General features: G+C 43.0%; 10 protein-coding genes. 5 read left to right on the top strand and 5 right to left on the bottom strand.

What is annotated here, in order from left to right; all coding sequences use genetic code 11:
- The first annotated feature begins 71 nt into the window (after positions 1 to 71).
- Positions 72 to 1,457: a serine/threonine-protein kinase gene (locus tag AACU32_RS12705; protein ID WP_096599988.1), complete on the top strand. Its 1,386-nt coding sequence runs from the start codon at positions 72 to 74 to the stop codon at positions 1,455 to 1,457.
- Positions 1,458 to 1,542: 85 nt separating this feature from the next.
- Here the strand turns inward: AACU32_RS12705 and AACU32_RS12700 are convergent, their stop codons facing one another.
- Together AACU32_RS12700 and AACU32_RS12695 are read right to left on the bottom strand one after the other, a co-directional pair.
- Positions 1,543 to 4,878 (bottom strand): efflux RND transporter permease subunit, encoded by a 3,336-nt coding sequence (locus tag AACU32_RS12700; RefSeq protein ID WP_096599986.1) that lies wholly within the window; start codon positions 4,876 to 4,878, stop codon positions 1,543 to 1,545.
- 137 nt (positions 4,879 to 5,015) lie between these two features.
- Positions 5,016 to 6,419, bottom strand: a complete 1,404-nt coding sequence (locus AACU32_RS12695; RefSeq protein WP_096599984.1) for an efflux RND transporter periplasmic adaptor subunit — start codon at positions 6,417 to 6,419, stop codon at positions 5,016 to 5,018.
- 678 nt (positions 6,420 to 7,097) lie between these two features.
- Here AACU32_RS12695 and AACU32_RS12690 point away from each other — a divergent pair.
- From AACU32_RS12690 to AACU32_RS12675, 4 genes are all read left to right on the top strand, one after another.
- Entirely contained in the window at positions 7,098 to 7,574 is a 477-nt protein-coding gene (locus AACU32_RS12690) for a MarR family winged helix-turn-helix transcriptional regulator (RefSeq protein ID WP_096599982.1), read from the top strand.
- Between the two features lie 1,157 nt (positions 7,575 to 8,731).
- Positions 8,732 to 9,736, top strand: a complete 1,005-nt coding sequence (locus AACU32_RS12685; RefSeq protein ID WP_339377825.1) for a tetratricopeptide repeat protein — start codon at positions 8,732 to 8,734, stop codon at positions 9,734 to 9,736.
- Between the two features lie 45 nt (positions 9,737 to 9,781).
- A complete protein-coding gene (locus tag AACU32_RS12680; RefSeq protein WP_339377824.1) occupies positions 9,782 to 11,887 on the top strand; it encodes a CHAT domain-containing protein in 2,106 nt (701 codons plus the stop codon).
- A 1,258-nt stretch (positions 11,888 to 13,145) separates the two neighbouring features.
- Complete coding sequence (locus tag AACU32_RS12675; RefSeq protein WP_339377823.1) at positions 13,146 to 14,480, top strand: GH39 family glycosyl hydrolase; 1,335 nt, start codon at positions 13,146 to 13,148, stop codon at positions 14,478 to 14,480.
- A 506-nt stretch (positions 14,481 to 14,986) separates the two neighbouring features.
- On the opposite strand, the gene AACU32_RS12670 is transcribed toward AACU32_RS12675, so the two are convergent.
- From AACU32_RS12670 to AACU32_RS12660, 3 genes are all read right to left on the bottom strand, one after another.
- Positions 14,987 to 15,205: a type II toxin-antitoxin system HicA family toxin gene (locus AACU32_RS12670; RefSeq protein WP_096599978.1), complete on the bottom strand. Its 219-nt coding sequence runs from the start codon at positions 15,203 to 15,205 to the stop codon at positions 14,987 to 14,989.
- Complete coding sequence (locus tag AACU32_RS12665; RefSeq protein WP_096599976.1) at positions 15,205 to 15,447, bottom strand: type II toxin-antitoxin system HicB family antitoxin; 243 nt, start codon at positions 15,445 to 15,447, stop codon at positions 15,205 to 15,207. Before AACU32_RS12665 ends, AACU32_RS12670 begins: the two co-directional genes overlap by 1 nt.
- 164 nt (positions 15,448 to 15,611) lie before the next feature.
- The gene (locus AACU32_RS12660; protein WP_096599974.1) at positions 15,612 to 16,565 is read right to left on the bottom strand and encodes a heme o synthase; all 954 of its coding nucleotides are present in this window, start codon (positions 16,563 to 16,565) and stop codon (positions 15,612 to 15,614) included.
- Positions 16,566 to 16,653: the final 88 nt, after the last annotated feature.

Raw genomic sequence — 16,653 nt, 5'->3', positions numbered from 1 at the left:
ATTCTTTCAACCCAGCAAGCAAAAATGGGAAAACTTAACACATCCACCATCTGCTGAGATTTTCCCAGAATATGCTTTACTGTTCAAATCCTAATTGCTTGAATACCTTTAGCCCTGATGGAAATAAGTTTTGCATTCAGTGTGGACAAACACTCGCACTGCTATTCAGAAACCGCTTCCGTGTAATTAGGCTTTTGGGCGAGGGTGGATTTGGTAAGACTTATGAAGCTAGAGATGTGGATAGGATGGATGAACCTTGCGTGATTAAGCAATTTTTCCCGCAGGTGCAAGGAACAGCAGCACTAGAAAAAGCAAAAGAATTGTTTAACCAAGAGGGGAAGCGTTTGTATGAATTGGGAGAACATCCGCAAATTCCCCGCCTCATTGCTTATTTTGAACAGGATAAGCGGTTGTATCTTGTACAAGAGTTGATTGATGGGCACAATTTACTACAAGAATTACAGCAGCAGGGAACATTTAGCGAGGAAAAGATAATACAGCTTTTGAATGATTTATTACCAGTCCTAAAGTTTATTCATGAACGAGGTGTTATTCATCGGGATATCAAGCCAGAAAATATTATGCGTCGTCAACATGATGGCAGGTTGATGTTAATTGATTTTGGTGTTTCTAAACAAGCGATAGGAACCATTATCGGTCAAGTAGGAACTACAGTTGGTACACCTGGATATGCGCCTGTCGAGCAAATGCGTGGTCAAGTTTTCCCCGCGAGTGACCTTTATAGTTTGGGTGTGACTTGTATTAGATTATTAACTGGATGTTTACCAAATGCAGATGGTTATGATGAACTTTATGATGCGCTACATGGAGTTTGGAGATGGCGCGAACGCTTACAAAATACTATAAATATTAGCCCGAATTTAGGACAAATATTAGATAAATTTATTCAAGATTATGTAAATAATCGCTATCAATCTGTAGAGGATGTTTTGCAAGTTCTTAATCCCATAACTCTTCAACCAGATCCTCTACCACCAGCAAGGAAAGTAGATTATACAAAGTTGCATGATCTGCTTATGAAAAACAAATGGCGAGAGGCCGATCAAGAAACGCTCGCTATTATGCTGAAGGTATCTAGACGAGAAAAACAAGGCTGGCTAGATGTAGAAGATATCAAAAAATTTCCCCTTGAAGAGCTAAGTACTATTGATGATCTTTGGAACACGCACAGCAAGGGAAAATTCGGCTTTAAAATTCAGACACAAATCTGGCTGAGTATTCAGGGGAAACTTCAAACAGATTATCAAATATGGTGTAGCTTTGGTAATCGTGTCGGATGGTGTCAACGATACTCTTGGAAGGGATATGATAACCTCACCTTCTCTTCTAAATCTCCAAAAGGCCATCTTCCTAGTGGAATTTTTATGTTATTTCAAGGTTTTGGTAATTGGGATTTAAGGCTATCTTCTCTCGCAGCAAGATTTATGAACAGATAAATCAATTAGTAGAAGTAGGGCTTAAAGTTATAAGATTCAGCACTTCGTAGGGTGGGCATTGCCCACCCTACAAAACTTGGTAACATCATAATACTTCTGCCTTTTCTTTCTCCAGCTGTCTCACTTTCTGCTTCTGCTTTCTACCTTTTTTATTCAACCCTTTCCGCAGCGATTCCATGTAGGTGTAGAAAACAGGAGTTATATACAGCGTTAGTAGTTGCGAGAACAATAACCCACCGACAACAGCTAAACCTAAAGGACGGCGAGATTCTGCACCTGCGCCTAAACCGAGTGCGATTGGGAGAGTACCCATTAATGCTGCCATTGTGGTCATCATAATTGGACGAAACCGCACTACGCAAGCTTCATATATGGCATCAAACGGCGTTTTACCTTGATTTTTTTGCGCATCCATTGCAAAGTCAATCATCATAATGCCGTTTTTCTTAACGATACCAACTAACATAATAATGCCGACAAATGCGTAGATATTCAAATCTACACCAAATAGCATTAAGGTGAGCAATGCACCAAATCCCGCTGAAGGTAAACTAGAAAGAATTGTGATCGGGTGAATAAAATCTTCGTAGAGAATCCCTAACACAATGTAAATTACCAAAATCGCAATTAACAGCAAAATTCCCAAGCTAGAAAGGGAAGATTGAAACACCTGTGCTGTACCTTGGAAGCTGGTACTAATAGTAGCGGGTAATGTTTCACTCGCTAGTTTTTCAATGGTTCCAGTAACGCTACCAAGAGAAACTCCAGGTTTGAGGTTAAAGGAAATAGTCACAGCAGAAAGTTGTCCTGAATGGTTAACTGTTAATGGCCCAACGCCTTTACTCAAAGTTGCAACTGCATTTAATGGTACTTCTTGACCGCTAGTTGAACGAACTGTTAATAAATCCAGGTCATTGGGACTGAGTTGATATTGTGGATCTACTCCCATCACTACTTGATACTGACCATCCGATGCATAAATAGTAGAAACTTGACGAGTACCATAGGCATTATTTAATGTGCTTTCAATTTGATTCGCTGTCAATCCAAAAGTTGCAGCTTGTTCGCGATTAAATTGAACGTTAATTTGTGGATTTTTGATTTGCAAGTCGCTGTTAACATCTTGCAATTCCGACATTTGGCGGATTTTCGCTTCTAAAGCTGGGGCGTATTGATACAACTCTTGTAAATTTGGGCTAGAAAGTCCAAATTGATATAATGCTTTTGTTTGTTGTCCACCCAAACGGATAGATGGCGGGTTTTGCACAAAGGCTCTAATTCCTGGTATTCCAGTTAGTTTTGGTCGTAGTTCATCTGCTACTTCATCGGCGCTTTTGTGGCGTTGAGAATGGGGTTTTAATTTGACAAAGATACGCCCTGAATTAGATGTGGCGTTGGCTCCACCTGCACCGACACTAGAGTTAATTGATTCCACATTGGGGTTACGACGCACAATGTTGGCTACTATTTGTTGATGCTTTACCATCTCCGCAAAAGAAATATCTTGAGCCGCTTCTGTGCTGACGCTTAATTGTCCGGTGTCATCGTTGGGAATAAATCCTTTGGGAACTATAACAAACAAATATATTGTGGCGACTAAAATTACTCCCGAAAGTATCATCGTTGTGCGGTGATATTTCATTGATAGCTTTAAGGTTGCTTCGTAACCCCGCAGCATTGTATCAAATACCCATTCCGAAGCATTATAAAGACGACGTTTCCAATTTTTAACTTTCGGGTTTTTAGGTTTATTTATTTGCTGTCCATTACCATTGTTGGATATGTCGTGGCTGTTGTCTGCATTCAAATTTTCATCATGGGATATTGTATGACCATTGTTAGATATGGCATAGCCATTGCTTGTACGATCAAATTCATCATTGGAGATAACAAGCTCATCGCCTACATGATTATGTTCATTATTTGAATGTTGATGCTCACCTTCATGCTGAAGAAACCGACTACAAAGCATTGGTGTGAGGGTGAGGGAAATAAACCCAGATACTAAAATTGAGACGCTAATAGTGACTGCAAACTCGCTGAATAGCCTTCCCAAAATGCCACCCATAAACATAATGGGAATGAAGACAGCTACCAAGGAAATTGTCATTGATAAAATGGTAAAACCAATTTCTTTGGAACCATTGAGGGCTGCTTGCATTCGAGTTTCGCCCATTTCCATGTGACGCACGATGTTTTCTAGCATCACCACTGCGTCGTCTACCACAAAGCCAACTGCTAGAGTTAGCGCCATTAATGAAAGGTTATCCAAAGAATAACCAAGTAATAGCATTACCCCAAAGGTTGCTACTAGTGATAAAGGTACAGCTAAACTGGGAATGATTGTAGCTGAAAGGTTGCGTAAAAAGAGAAAAATTACCAAAATCACCAAGCAAATGGTGAGGAATAGAGTAAATTTGACATCATTGACTGACTCGCGAATAGATTGGGATCTGTCATAGAGAATTTCCATATCTACCGCTGCGGGAATTTGTTCGCGGAAGCTAGGCAAAATTTTCTTGATACCGTCTACAACTGCGACTGTATTACTACCTGGTTGGCGTTGAATTGCTAAAACAATTGCCCGCTTACCATTAAACCAACTTGCTACTTTATCGTTTTCTACGCTATCAAATACTTTACCCAATTCTCGCAACTGAATTGGCGCACCGTTACGGTAAGCAACTACTAAAGAAGTATAAGCTTCAGCATTATTTAATTGTCCATTTGACTCAATAGTAAAGTTTTGGTTTTGTCCGTAAAGGTTACCAGTAGGTAAATTAGAATTTCCTTGAGAAATTGCATTTGCTACTTCATCAATTCCCAAACCTTTAGCACTTAATGATTGTGGATCTAGGTAAATGCGAACAGCATATTTTTGCGAACCATAAACCTGTACCTGTGCTACACCATCAACCATTGAGAGACGCTGGGCTAAGATTGTTTCCCCGTACTTATCGACTTCTGATAATGGCAGTGCTGTGGAGTTTAAAGCTATATATAAAATAGGTGAATCTGCGGGGTTGACTTTGCGGTATGATGGGGGGTTAGGCATACTCGTTGGTAACTGCCGCTGCGCTTTGGCGATCGCAGATTGCACATCTTGAGCTGCACTGTCTATATCCCGGCTCAAGTTAAATTGCAGTGTAATCTGTGCCGAACCCAGAGAACTTGTAGAATTCATCGAATCCAAACCAGCAATACTAGAAAATTGCTGCTCTAATGGCGTTGCTACCGACGAAGCTACTGTCTCCGGGCTGGCTCCCGGTAAACTAGCTGACACCTGAATTGTCGGGAAATCTACGGTAGGTAAGTCACTTACTGGTAGCAATTGATAACTCATCAACCCAAACAACATGATGGCTAGCATCACGAGTGTGGTCATGATCGGTCGGCGGATGAATAATGCAGAGATGTTCATAAGTTATGGGACAGGAGGCAGAGGAGACTGCTGACTGTTGACTGTTGACTGTGGTCACTGAGCGAAGCCGAAGTGTTGACTGTTGACTGTTGACTGTTGACTGTTGACTGTAAGTATAAATGTTTACTAATTAAAATCTATGGTGAGGGGTTTGGATTTCCTTGGTTAGTGGCTTCTGGTCTTTGTCTATTGCCTACTGGCTGTTTAATTTGCACTTTGGCTTTTGGTCTGAGGTTAAATTGTCCGTCGGTGATGACTTGTTCGCCTTCTTTTAGCCCTTGCTGTATGACTGATTCGTTACCAACTGCGTTACCTACGACAACTGGACGCATATCTACGGTTTGGTCGGTTGGATTTAATACATAGACAAACTGCCCTTGTTGTCCTGTTTGAATGGCTGTGGTTGGTACAACTATGGCGTTGGGTTCTTGTGTTAGCCGGACAACTACATTCACAAATTGACCTGGTGATAGTCTTCCATCAGTGTTGGTAAAGCTACTTTTGAGTTGAATAGTTCCTGTTGTGGGATCAACACCACTGTCTACAAAGAACAGTTCGCCATGTTCAGGATGCTGTTCGTCTCTGGGAATGAAAGCATCTACTGGGATTTTTCCCTGCGCCCGATATTTGTTCAGGTCTGGTAGTAGGCGTTGGGGAAGGGAAGTGGTAACGTAAATTGGGCTAATTTGACTGATTGTGACTAAGGGGTTGGTATCATTGTCTTTGACCAAGTTGCCCTGATTAACCTTTAAGCTACCTGTACGCCCGGTAATTGGGGAAAAAATCGAATTATAAGAAAGTGCGATTTTGGCGCTGTCAACTGCGGCTTGAGCGGCGCTAACTTCTGCTTTGGCATTATTTAAGTCTGCTTTTGCGGCATCAACTGCGGCGATCGCGTTGGCAATACCTTCATTGTCTGCCAGAACTGTTGCTTTTTGGGCATCTGATGCCGTACTAAATTGTTCTGCTTGCTCTTTGCTAATGGCTCCTTGAGTGAAAAGCGTACCATAGCGTTGTGCTTGGGCTTGGGCGTTTTTCGCTTGGGTTTGGTCTTTGAGGCGATTGGCTTTGGCTTGATTAACTTGGGCTAGAGACTGGGAAAGGTTAGCTTCCGCCTGTTTTACTTGAGCGATCGCTTTTTCTCGGTTCGCTTGGGCTTGCATTAAGGCGGCTTGCTGGGGTCGAGAATCTATTTTAAATAGCAGTTGCCCTTTTTTAACATTCTGACCTTCTTGAAAATAAACTCCTGTCAGTGGCCCTGCAACTTGCGATTTCACCCCTACAGTTGAATACGCCATTACGGTTCCTGTTTGTCGTAACTCAATGGGGATGGTTTTCCGCGTTGCTGTCGCCACTACCACAGGTACAGCCCGCTGCTGATTTTTGCCTTTTTGGTTATTGGACTGTGCTTCCGAAGCTGTACAACCACACAGCGCAATTAAACTTAACAGCACGATTCCTCTGCTCAACTGTTTTGCCAAAATCAGCTTTTGAGCGTCTAAATCAGGTCTATTCTTTAACTTAAAAGATAAATATCTCATACTGACCAGCGACAGCATTGATGAGAAGCCCTCTGATAAATGTTTAACAGATGTTTTTAAAAGATACACTTAATATTATCTAAAATTAATTAGCAATGCTAACTATTTGCCAAACATCTATCTCCAGAACCATTTCTGGTACAGTCTGCTAAAAAAAAGCTGGATGTTCCCAGCTATCTAGTAGATAAACATCAGGTTTTTACAGAGTTGCTTAGGTAGACTGAGGTACAGATAGATTGTCAGAGTACAACAATGTGCATACGTGTCAACTTAACGTGAAACCCTTGCCAAGATGTGATGCGTGAATTAAATAACTTACCATCAAGATCCGCGTTACCCCACCCCAGTTTTGCTGGCGCAAAACTTCCCCTCCCCGCAAGCGAGGAGGGGATTGAGGGGTGGGGTAAAATGCCTGTGGAATAAGCGTTTTGACTTAAGTTGACACCAATGAACAATGTGGTGCTACTACCTGTCTTGCAATACGGGAACTCCAAAAAATAAATTATTCCGTTAAACGTTGACTGTTGACTGTTGACTGTTGACTGTGAACTGTCAACACTGAACATTAGCAATGGAATATTTTTTTACTTGGAAGTCCCTACACTGTATAACTTTGCTTTGTGCTGACAACTTGAGCGATCGCCTCAACTCTTCGCCAAATCCCCAATCGAAAATTGTATGAGTCCCGAAAAACTAGCCCCAGAAGTCACCCCGGAACAATGCGCTGCCAAAATGATGGAAACAATTCCGATTATCATCAAGTTCTTTCGGACTGAGATGCGACGGAATGCTGCTTTTCTGCCAGAATCGCTTTCTGTCCCCCAATTTCGGACGCTGGCTTTCCTCGATCGTCACCCAAGTGCTTCTCTTTCCCAAGTGGCTGAACATTTAGGGGTAACTAGGGCTACAGCTTCAACGCTTACAGAGCGGCTCGTACAAAAAGATTTGGTTAGCAGAGTAGAAAATCCCCAAGAGCGTCGTCATGTCCTCCTCAATTTAACGGATGCAGGAAAGTATCATTTACAACAAATTAGGTCTTTGACAAGTGCAAGAATTGCCTCTGTTTTAACTAACCTACCAGAAGACCAAATGAAGAGTGTGGTAGAAGGTTTAACAGTGCTGAGTAGTACCTTTGAACATATTTTGCCAGAATAGCACGGGCGATCGCTGACTTGCATCGCCTGACAATGGGCAAAATGCGCCAGCTTTATCATTTACACATATTTAGGACTCATTTTTAAAGTTTTGGTAAACAAAAAAGGCGATCGCTTTCTCATTTACCTAAATCAAGTACTCATTTACAGGTTTTTAGTAAGCAAAAAGCCATTTCACCTTCTCGTTAAGCCTTAACAAGTTCTCATTTTGGTGTTTTCCGCAGATGAAATACCATTTCACCTTCTCGTTAAGCCTTAACAAGTTCTCATTTTGGTAAATCACGCACTCATTTTGGTGTTTTCCGCAGATGAAAAGCCTTAACAAGTTCTCATTTCGGTAAATCACGCACTCATTTTGGTGTTTTCCGCAGGTGTTAAGCCTTAACAAGTTCTCATTTCGGTAAATTACGCACTCATTTTAGTGTTTTCCGCAGGTGAAAAGGTATATTGCTGGCGCAAAGATGGGGATGTTGAACAATAAGCAACTGTGTAGCTAGGCTTTGTTATTTTTGGCGATGCTTAGGTTGGGCTACGCCGGAGCATTTGTTTTAATACCAATTTAAATTGGGTTTTTGGCACATCAATATATTCTAGAGGGCATGGCACTGCCCATACGTGTCAACTTAATGTGAAAGGCTTTGTTGCTCAAGATATTCGATCCCCCTAAATCCCCCTTCCCAAGGGGGACTTTGAATCTTTTCCCCCCTTTTTTAAGGGGGGTTAGGGGGGATCGAAAGTTTATGGGGTAAAGAGAGAGAACCCCATAAACTTACGTTGTATGCATCTAAGCTTAAGTTGACACCAATGTTGCCATACCCCCGAAGCGCATACATAATTTACGCGAAATACCCTGTATCTGGCATCAAAACGCAAAAACTGCATAAGTCCTCGCCCCTCACAGATAAAGAGAACAGAAGCGAGGAAAAACACCCATGAACAGACAACTTACCTTAAATTCGTTGCGAAAACTGAAACCAGCCTCAGCCAATATTCATCCAAGCTTTAAACTAAATCCCATCTAGCTCAGTATATATTCTGAAAATAACTTAATAATCCCAATTATCCCCAATCCAGCCACAGATTCACACCCAAACCCCTGAATACCTTCTCCTAACTCTTAATTACGAATTACGAATTACGAATTACGAATTACAAATTATGTTTAAGCTTTACACTTTAACCTGCTTGCTGAGTGTTGTTTTATTATCCGAGTCAGTGGGAGCAAAAGCCACACTTAAACAGGCGCAAATCGCACAGCAGCCAAACAAAACACAGCAAGATGCAAGCCGCGCCGCAGCACAAAAAGTCTTTGATGAGGGTTGGGCACTTTACAAACAAGGTACAGCAGAATCACTGCGACAGGCGATCGAAAAATGGCAACAAGCACTGATATTGTGGCAGAAGGTAGGGGATAAAGCAGAAGAAGCCAAAACTTTAGTCTGGCTTGGCTACGTTTACGACGCATTAGGGGAAAAGCAGAAAGCTTTGGAATTTTATAACAATGCACTGCCACTGCTGCGTGCGGTGGGCGACAGGGGTTGGGAAGCTACTACCTTGAGTAATATCGGAAAAGTTTACTCCGATTTAGGGGAAAAGCAGAAAGCTTTGGAATATTTCAACAATGCACTCCCACTCTTGCGTGCGGTGGGCGACAGGGGTGAGGAAGCTAGAACCTTGAATAATATCGGCGCAGTTTACACCGATTTAGGGGAAAAGCAGAAAGCATTGGAATATTACAACTCAGCACTCCCACTGATTCGGGCGGTGGGCAATAGGGGTGGGGAAGCTACTACCTTGAATAATATCGGCGCAGTTTACAACGATTTAGGGGAAAAGCAGAAAGCATTGGAATATTGCAACAATGCACTCCCACTGTATCGGGCGGTGGGCGACAGGGGTGGGGAAGCTACTACCTTGAATAATATCGGGAGAGTTTACGACGATTTAGGGGAAAAGCAGAAAGCATTGGAATATTACAACAATGCACTCCCACTGTGGCGGGCGGTGGGCGACAGGGGTGGGGAAGCTACTACCTTGACTGGTATCGGGAGAGTTTACGACGCAATTAGGGGAAAAGCAGAAAGCATTGGAATATTTCAACAATGCACTCCCACTGTATCGGGCGGTGGGCGACAGGGGTGGGGAAGCTACTACCTTGAATAATATTGGCGCTAGTTTACGACGCAATTAGGGGAAAAGCAGAAAGCATTGGAATATTTCAACAATGCACTCCCACTGTATCGGGCGGTGGGCGACAGGGGTGGGGAAGCTACTACCTTGAATAATATTGGCGCAGTTTACAACGATTTAGGGGAAAAGCAGAAAGCATTGGAATATTTCAACAATGCACTCCCACTCTCGCGTGCGGTGGGCGACAGGGGTGGGGAAGCTACTACCTTGAATAATATTGGCGCAGTTTACAACGATTTAGGGGAAAAGCAGAAAGCATTGGAATATTTCAACAATGCACTCCCACTCTTGCGTGCGGTGGGCGACAAGGGTATGGAAGCTACTACGCTTTACAACCTCGCCTACCTAGAACGGAGTCGCGGAAATCTCCAAGCATCTCGCACCAATGTAGAAGCCGCTATCAAAATTATCGAAGATTTACGCACCAAAATTGACAACAAAGACCTTCGCAGTTCTTACTTCGCTACTCAGCAAGGTGTTTACAAATTCTACATTGACTTGCTGATGGAACTGCACAAAAAAGAACCATCCCAAGGCTACGCTGCATTAGCCCTACATTACAGCGAACGCTCCCGCGCCCGCAGCCTCATTGAATTATTAAACGAAGCCAACGCCAAAATTCTTAAAGGCGCAAACCCGCAACTCATCGCCCAAGAACGGAATTTACGACAGCAAATAGACGCTAAAACTACACTGCAACGCAATTTAGAAACTTCAACCAATAAAAACGACTTAGTTACCAAAGCAGCTATTCAAAGACTGAGCCAAGACATCGCCAATCTCACCAATCAATACGAACAACTACAAGCCCAAATTCGGACTTCTAACCCAGAATATGCAAAATTAACCAACCCAGATCCAGACAAAGACATTCTCAAATTACCGCAAATTCAACAACAACTAGATAAAGACACCCTGCTGTTGCAGTATTCATTAGGCGAAGAACGCAGCTTTTTATGGGCTGTTACTTCTACATCAATGCAAGTTTACACCCTTCCCCCACGCCAAGAAATCGAAAAAGTTGCCACAAGATTTCATTCCAGTTTGCAACAAGAAACAGCAGGTGAATTTGCGATTGAAGAAGCCCAAAAACTGAGTAAACTTATCCTCGCACCTGTCGCCGAGCAATTACCAGGAAAGCGGTTAGTAATTGTCGCTGATGGTGGCTTGCAAACTATTCCCTTTGCAGCCTTGGCTGACGTAACCCCGCAAGGGAAGGGGGAGAAATCAAAGCCTCTCTCCTCCCAGGAGAGAGGTTTGGAGAGAGGTTCCGAATACCAACCACTGATGGTAAATCATGAAATCGTCAATTTACCCTCAGCCTCAACCATTGCATTTCAACGCCAACAACTTGCCAAGCGTCAACCCGCACCGAAAGCCCTCGCTATCCTTGCCGACCCGGTATTTAATGCTACCGATTGTCGATTTAAAGATGAAAATTGCCAAGAAGCGGATCAACCTCAATCTAGCAACAAAAATCTTGATGTTTCGGCGGAATTACAACAATCTCAGCTAAATCGTTCCGCCAAAAACCTCAAGCGCAATGGTTGGAACCGACTACCATTCACAGCCGAGGAAGCCAAAGCGATTTTAAAACTTATACCATCAGCCAATAGTCTCAAAGCTTTGAGTTTTGATGCTAATTACAATTGGGCGACTAGCGGCGCTTTAAATCAATATCGCATTCTCCATTTTGCCACTCACGGTATAGTCGATCCCAAAGAACCACATTTATCAGGAATTCTACTGTCTAGCTATGATAAACAAGGTAAATATTTAACCGAAAATAAATTAAGTTTAGGCGATTTGTTTAACCAAGATTACCCCGCAGAGTTAATTGTCTTAAGTGCTTGCGACACTGGACTTGGTAAAGATGTCAACGGTGAGGGATTGGTAGGATTGACACGCGGCTTGATGTATGCAGGTGCGGCGCGGGTAGCGGTGTCGCTGTGGCAAGTTAACGATGAAGGCACATCTATATTAATGCAGGAATTTTATCAGCAGATGTTGCAGCAAAATAAAAAGCCGGTTGAGGCGATGCGTGCTGCACAAAAGAAGTTATGGCAAGATGGGCGCAGTCTGAATGAATGGGCGGCGTTTACGGTGCAGGGGGAATGGAAGTAGGGGGAATGGGAAAAGGGGAAAGGGGGAAAGGTAGGGGGACAAGGCTTGAGGTTAAGTTTGTTTGCTGAAAATGTGCCAGCTTTATCGTTTACACATATTTAGGACTCATTTTTATATTTTTAGTAAACAAAAAAGGTGATCGCTTTCTCGTTTATCGAAATCAAGTACTCATTTTCCTATTTTAAGTAAGCAAAAAGCCATTTCACCTTCTCGTTAAGCCTTAACAAGTTCTCATTTTGGTGTTTTCCGCAAGTGAAATACCATTTCACTTTCTAGTTAAGCCTTAACGAGTTCTCATTTCGGTAAATCACGCACTCATTTTGGTGTTTTCCGCAGGCGAAAAGCCTTAACGAGTTCTCATTTCGGTAAATCACGCACTCATTTTAGTGTTTTGGGCAAGTAAAAAGATATATTGATTGCTCAAAAATGGCGATGTATGACAATAAGCTGCTGTGTAGCTAGGCTTTGTTGTTTTTGGCGATGCTTAGAGGTTGTTTTAAAAGTGGTTGGCTGTGATTATAAGCACTTATTGATCCCCCCTAGCCCCCCTTAAAAAGGGGGGGAAATCTCTCAAAGTCCACGGCAGTTGCTTCAAGTCGGGAAACCCGCCCAACGCACTGCCTCCCCTTTTTAAGGGGGATTTAGGGGGATCTAGAATTTTTTGCTACCGACGACAGGACTTTTAAAACATCCTCTTAGGTTGGGCTACGCCGGAGCATTTGTTGTGATACCAATTTAAATTGGGTTTTTGGCACATCAATATATTCTAGAGGGCATGGCAGTGCCATGCCCCTACCATGTGTCGTATTCGTTTTTTAAATTGTTCTGAAAAAAATGGGTAAATAAAAACACTAATAAATCAGAGATTTTGCTTAGGGCAAAGCGATCGCATTCGCTGGTGATGATTATGTATCGCCCGACAATACGATTGTAGGGGCATGGCATTGCCATGCCCCCGAAGCGCATACCGCAGTATGTAGAATTTCCGGGGTGTAAAAGCAAGACTAAGGCTAAAATTAGAACTTAATTTAGTCAAGTTCGATAATTTTGAGAATAATAAAGGGTAGCCTTTTTTACTTAGTTATTTATGCTGATATTTCGCCACTGCTGGTCTGTGTGTAGCGATGTCTTTCGTATGTTCCGCAAGATGTTACCTGTTCTTTTACTACCCTTTTGCTTGAGCGGTCTTCTGCTGTTGGTTGCTAGTCAACCAGCCATTTCACAAGAGATCAGCATCTCTGTGAATTGGAGCCAGCAGATGACTAATCCAACAACTTCACAGCCGTTAGTGTCAACTCCTTTGCACTTCGGACTCAACTCTTATCAGGGAAACATACCGGGAATAGCTAATGTAGGAGGTAATGCTAATTATCGTGATGGTCTTAATGCGATGCGACCTGGTTTAGTTAGGTATCATTACGCAGGGCAAATGGCAGACTCTACTACAGATATTCGTGGCTGGGTTAAGAACCCAAACACACCGAACTTTTCTTGGGATGTGGAAAAGATAACTGCGGCGATGAATGGAGCCTACCCTCATAATCCCACAATTATGATGAACCTCTCGAACTTCCCTGCTTACTTAACCGATGGGAGTGGTGTGCTTAAACAGTCGGAATATGTGAGATACGGACAGTTTTGTGCAGAGTTAGTGAGAATCTTAAATATACAACTGCAAAAAAAGCTTAAATATTGGGAAATTACCAACGAGCTGGATTCTCACCCCTTCTACCGAGATAACATGGCAGAGGTAGGGAAGATATTTGCGATCGCATCTCGTGAAATGCGCAAAGTCGATCCGACGATAAAAATAGGGGGGCCAGCCTTTGCACAATCTTATAACTCCTCAAGAATTGATGCTTTTGTATCGACCGCATTCCCCGAATTAGATTTTATTTCCTATCATACCTATGCCACTGGCTCTAAGACCAAAACCAACACCGACATTTGGAACTCCGCTCAAGAAAGTTCAGGGGGCGCTACAAAATATATCAGCGCTAGTGTCAAGAAGTTTACTTCCAAAGCGGTAGAATATTTCCATAATGAGTACAACATCAGTTGGTCTCCCCCTGATGAGAGCATGACTAACTATGTTAGTGCTATATTCGATGCCTTGGCGGTACGTTCGATTCTTTATGCTGGAGCAACCGGAGCTACGGCGTGGAACGAAGCTGACGGATGGTATGGAAAGCTTGGTGCTTCTCCGTCGTTTAACAAACGCCCAGCATCGTGGGTATTTGAGTATTTGAATCAGGGGTTTTCCGGTAAAGTACTTGAGTCAACAAGTTCCAACACTTCTGCTTTAGTACCTTTGGCAATTTTGGGCGAAGCTGGTGGTAAAAATTACTTATCGTTGATGTTAGTCAACAGATCGGGTGAAAATGTTTCCGCGCGTTTAAACATGATCGCCGCCCAGAGTTGGGCGTTACCTGGAGCCTCCAGTCAGCAAATACAACTGTACCGAGTTAACCAAAATGGTGGCGGCGCTGTAGCTGTTTCCAGCTTACCTTACGCAATGATTAGCGGACAGCCATTTTCGGTTGAAGCTAATAGTATTTTGTTCTTTACAGTCAAGCCTTGTTGTGGCGGGTGAAATTGCTGCACCAGTCTATATATTATATTTAATGGCTCTCTAGCCCGCTTCAAAGACATTAGGGAGCAAGATGCTCCCACTACAAATAATTTATCAAAATTTTTGGGTTGAAAACCCCGTCCTTATAGGACGGCTTTAAGTGGTAAAATAATGGCAACTCTAAGGGTAATTAACCTGTCTAAAAACCCGATTGCTGCCTAAAACGCAGACGCTGTACCTTGACAAATGAATCTTGCTGGTTCTACTTCGTAGTTCTAGTATCACCTGGAAGTAGGTAAAAGATTTACAGGTACTAGACGCTCAGTATTTCAAACAAACAAATTTTGGACGGCAGTTGCTTTAAGTCGGCAGAGCCGCCCAACGCACTGCCTCAGCAATCCAACTACCCTCGGGCAGAGGGAAAGTTAACGCTTGGGGAGAGAACCACCTCTGGGCTAGGTAACGCAAGGAACCTAATCTAAGTGGACTCGTGGAACCAAGAATCCTCGCCCGGAGGCGGTGGAGTGTCAAAGTGCTTCCCAATCTTCTCTGCTGATATTAGCTTGACGTAATATTCTATTGAGTAAGCTTGCGCTTATATCTCCCTGATGCGGGTTTGGAATTGTTAGCTTAAATTCACCTTTTAGCATGTACTGATGTTTCCCGCCGGAATAAGGCCCATCAAACCCTGCTTCTTTTAGGTAACGAATTAGATTCTGCCGATTAATTGCTCCAAAAGGTGGCATTAGGCAACCTCTTTCTGGACATTCAGGGTAATACCGTCAAGTATCGGTAAAGTATGACCCAAACGCAATCCTAAAATGATCCACCCTTCCAGAGCTTCTTGCAAATCATCCCGGCAAGCTTCTAGTGTCGCAGCATTTGCCCACACACCTGGACACTCAGGAATTTCACTATAAAAAGTTCTATCTTCCAGCAACTCATAAGTTGCTTTGTGCATTGCTGTATTGATGTAATCTGTCAACATTTCTATTTTTGAGACTGAAATATAATTACTATATTCTTTTTACAATATTGAAATTTCTGAGTAATTAACTATGAAATGACACTTCAGGTTGTAATATTCAGGCTGAAAATTGAGGCGATCGCGCTTTTAAAAGTTAGCAACGCGATCGCCAAGATTTACAACATCTAACCAATTAAATGCAGCTGAGCGACTACTGCATTTATTAGATGATGGGTAATCGGGAGGCTATCAACTACCATCCCCAGACACAACAGCATCATGTAGGAGATGGAATAGAGAAATAGCTGTCTAGCTATAGTCCGATCCTCTGGGTTTTGCAATAAGCGCCAAGCTTTGTGGATGAATATGGCTCCTAAAGAAAGTGCGATCGCTCCATAGACAATGCCACTATTGTGTAATGGGTAAACGAGTAACAGTGTTGTAGCTACTGTTACCAAAGTGTACCACCAAATTTGCTTTACAGTGGCGGGATCGCCCACGACCAAAGGTAACATTGGAATCCCAACTTTTGCGTAATCATCGCGAATCATCAACGCTAAAGCCCAGAAATGAGGCGGTGTCCAGAGAAAGACGCTGGCAAAAATTACCCATGCGCCCCAGTTTAATGTACCTGTGACAGCAGCCCAGCCTACTAATGCCGGAATTGCCCCAGCTGCCCCACCAATTACAATATTCTGGGTAGTATGGCGTTTGAGCCAGTGTGTATAAACTACAACATAATAAACTATGCCAGCGAAAGCCAGGAGGGCGGCGAGGAGGTTGGCGAAAACTGTCAGTAAGGAGAAAGAAATTACAGCCAGAGCGATCGCAAAAATCAAAGCGCCTCTGGGCTGTATCTTACCGGAAGGGATGGGACGATGGCGCGTCCGTTCCATTTCATAATCAATATCGCGATCGTAGATACAGTTAATCACCTGGGCGCTAGCAGCAGCCAAAGTGCCGCCAGTCATGGTTACCAGCAACAACACTATGTCTACTTGTCCCTTAGCAGCAATCCACATACTGCCAGCCGTGGTAATTAACAGCAACGGAATAATTCGCGGCTTGGTTAGCTGGTAGTAACTTTGAATTACCTGGAGAAATGTTTCGTGGTGGCGAGAGACATTAGTCTCAATCATTTTGGCTCTATTTCCTGATTTTTCAACAAGTTATGTGCAGCCCTTGCTCATAGAGAATCGCCACTGAGGCTAAGGGAGGATGAAGGGG

This window comes from Calothrix sp. NIES-2100 (assembly GCF_963875285.1).
GTDB lineage: Bacteria > Cyanobacteriota > Cyanobacteriia > Cyanobacteriales > Nostocaceae > Aulosira.
This window is presented reverse-complemented; position numbering and strand designations above follow the sequence as displayed.

Excerpts from the sequence above, each read along its gene's own strand:
- AACU32_RS12695 (WP_096599984.1), bottom strand. The coding sequence starts at position 6,419 with ATGAGATATTTATCTTTTAAGTTAAAGAATAGACCTGATTTAGACGCT.
- AACU32_RS12675 (WP_339377823.1), top strand. The coding sequence starts at position 13,146 with ATGACTAATCCAACAACTTCACAGCCGTTAGTGTCAACTCCTTTGCAC.
- AACU32_RS12700 (WP_096599986.1), bottom strand. The coding sequence starts at position 4,878 with ATGAACATCTCTGCATTATTCATCCGCCGACCGATCATGACCACACTC.
- AACU32_RS12705 (WP_096599988.1), top strand. The coding sequence starts at position 72 with ATGCTTTACTGTTCAAATCCTAATTGCTTGAATACCTTTAGCCCTGAT.
- AACU32_RS12685 (WP_339377825.1), top strand. The coding sequence starts at position 8,732 with ATGTTTAAGCTTTACACTTTAACCTGCTTGCTGAGTGTTGTTTTATTA.
- AACU32_RS12665 (WP_096599976.1), bottom strand. The coding sequence starts at position 15,447 with ATGTTGACAGATTACATCAATACAGCAATGCACAAAGCAACTTATGAG.
- AACU32_RS12690 (WP_096599982.1), top strand. The coding sequence starts at position 7,098 with ATGAGTCCCGAAAAACTAGCCCCAGAAGTCACCCCGGAACAATGCGCT.
- AACU32_RS12660 (WP_096599974.1), bottom strand. The coding sequence starts at position 16,565 with ATGATTGAGACTAATGTCTCTCGCCACCACGAAACATTTCTCCAGGTA.
- AACU32_RS12670 (WP_096599978.1), bottom strand. The coding sequence starts at position 15,205 with ATGCCACCTTTTGGAGCAATTAATCGGCAGAATCTAATTCGTTACCTA.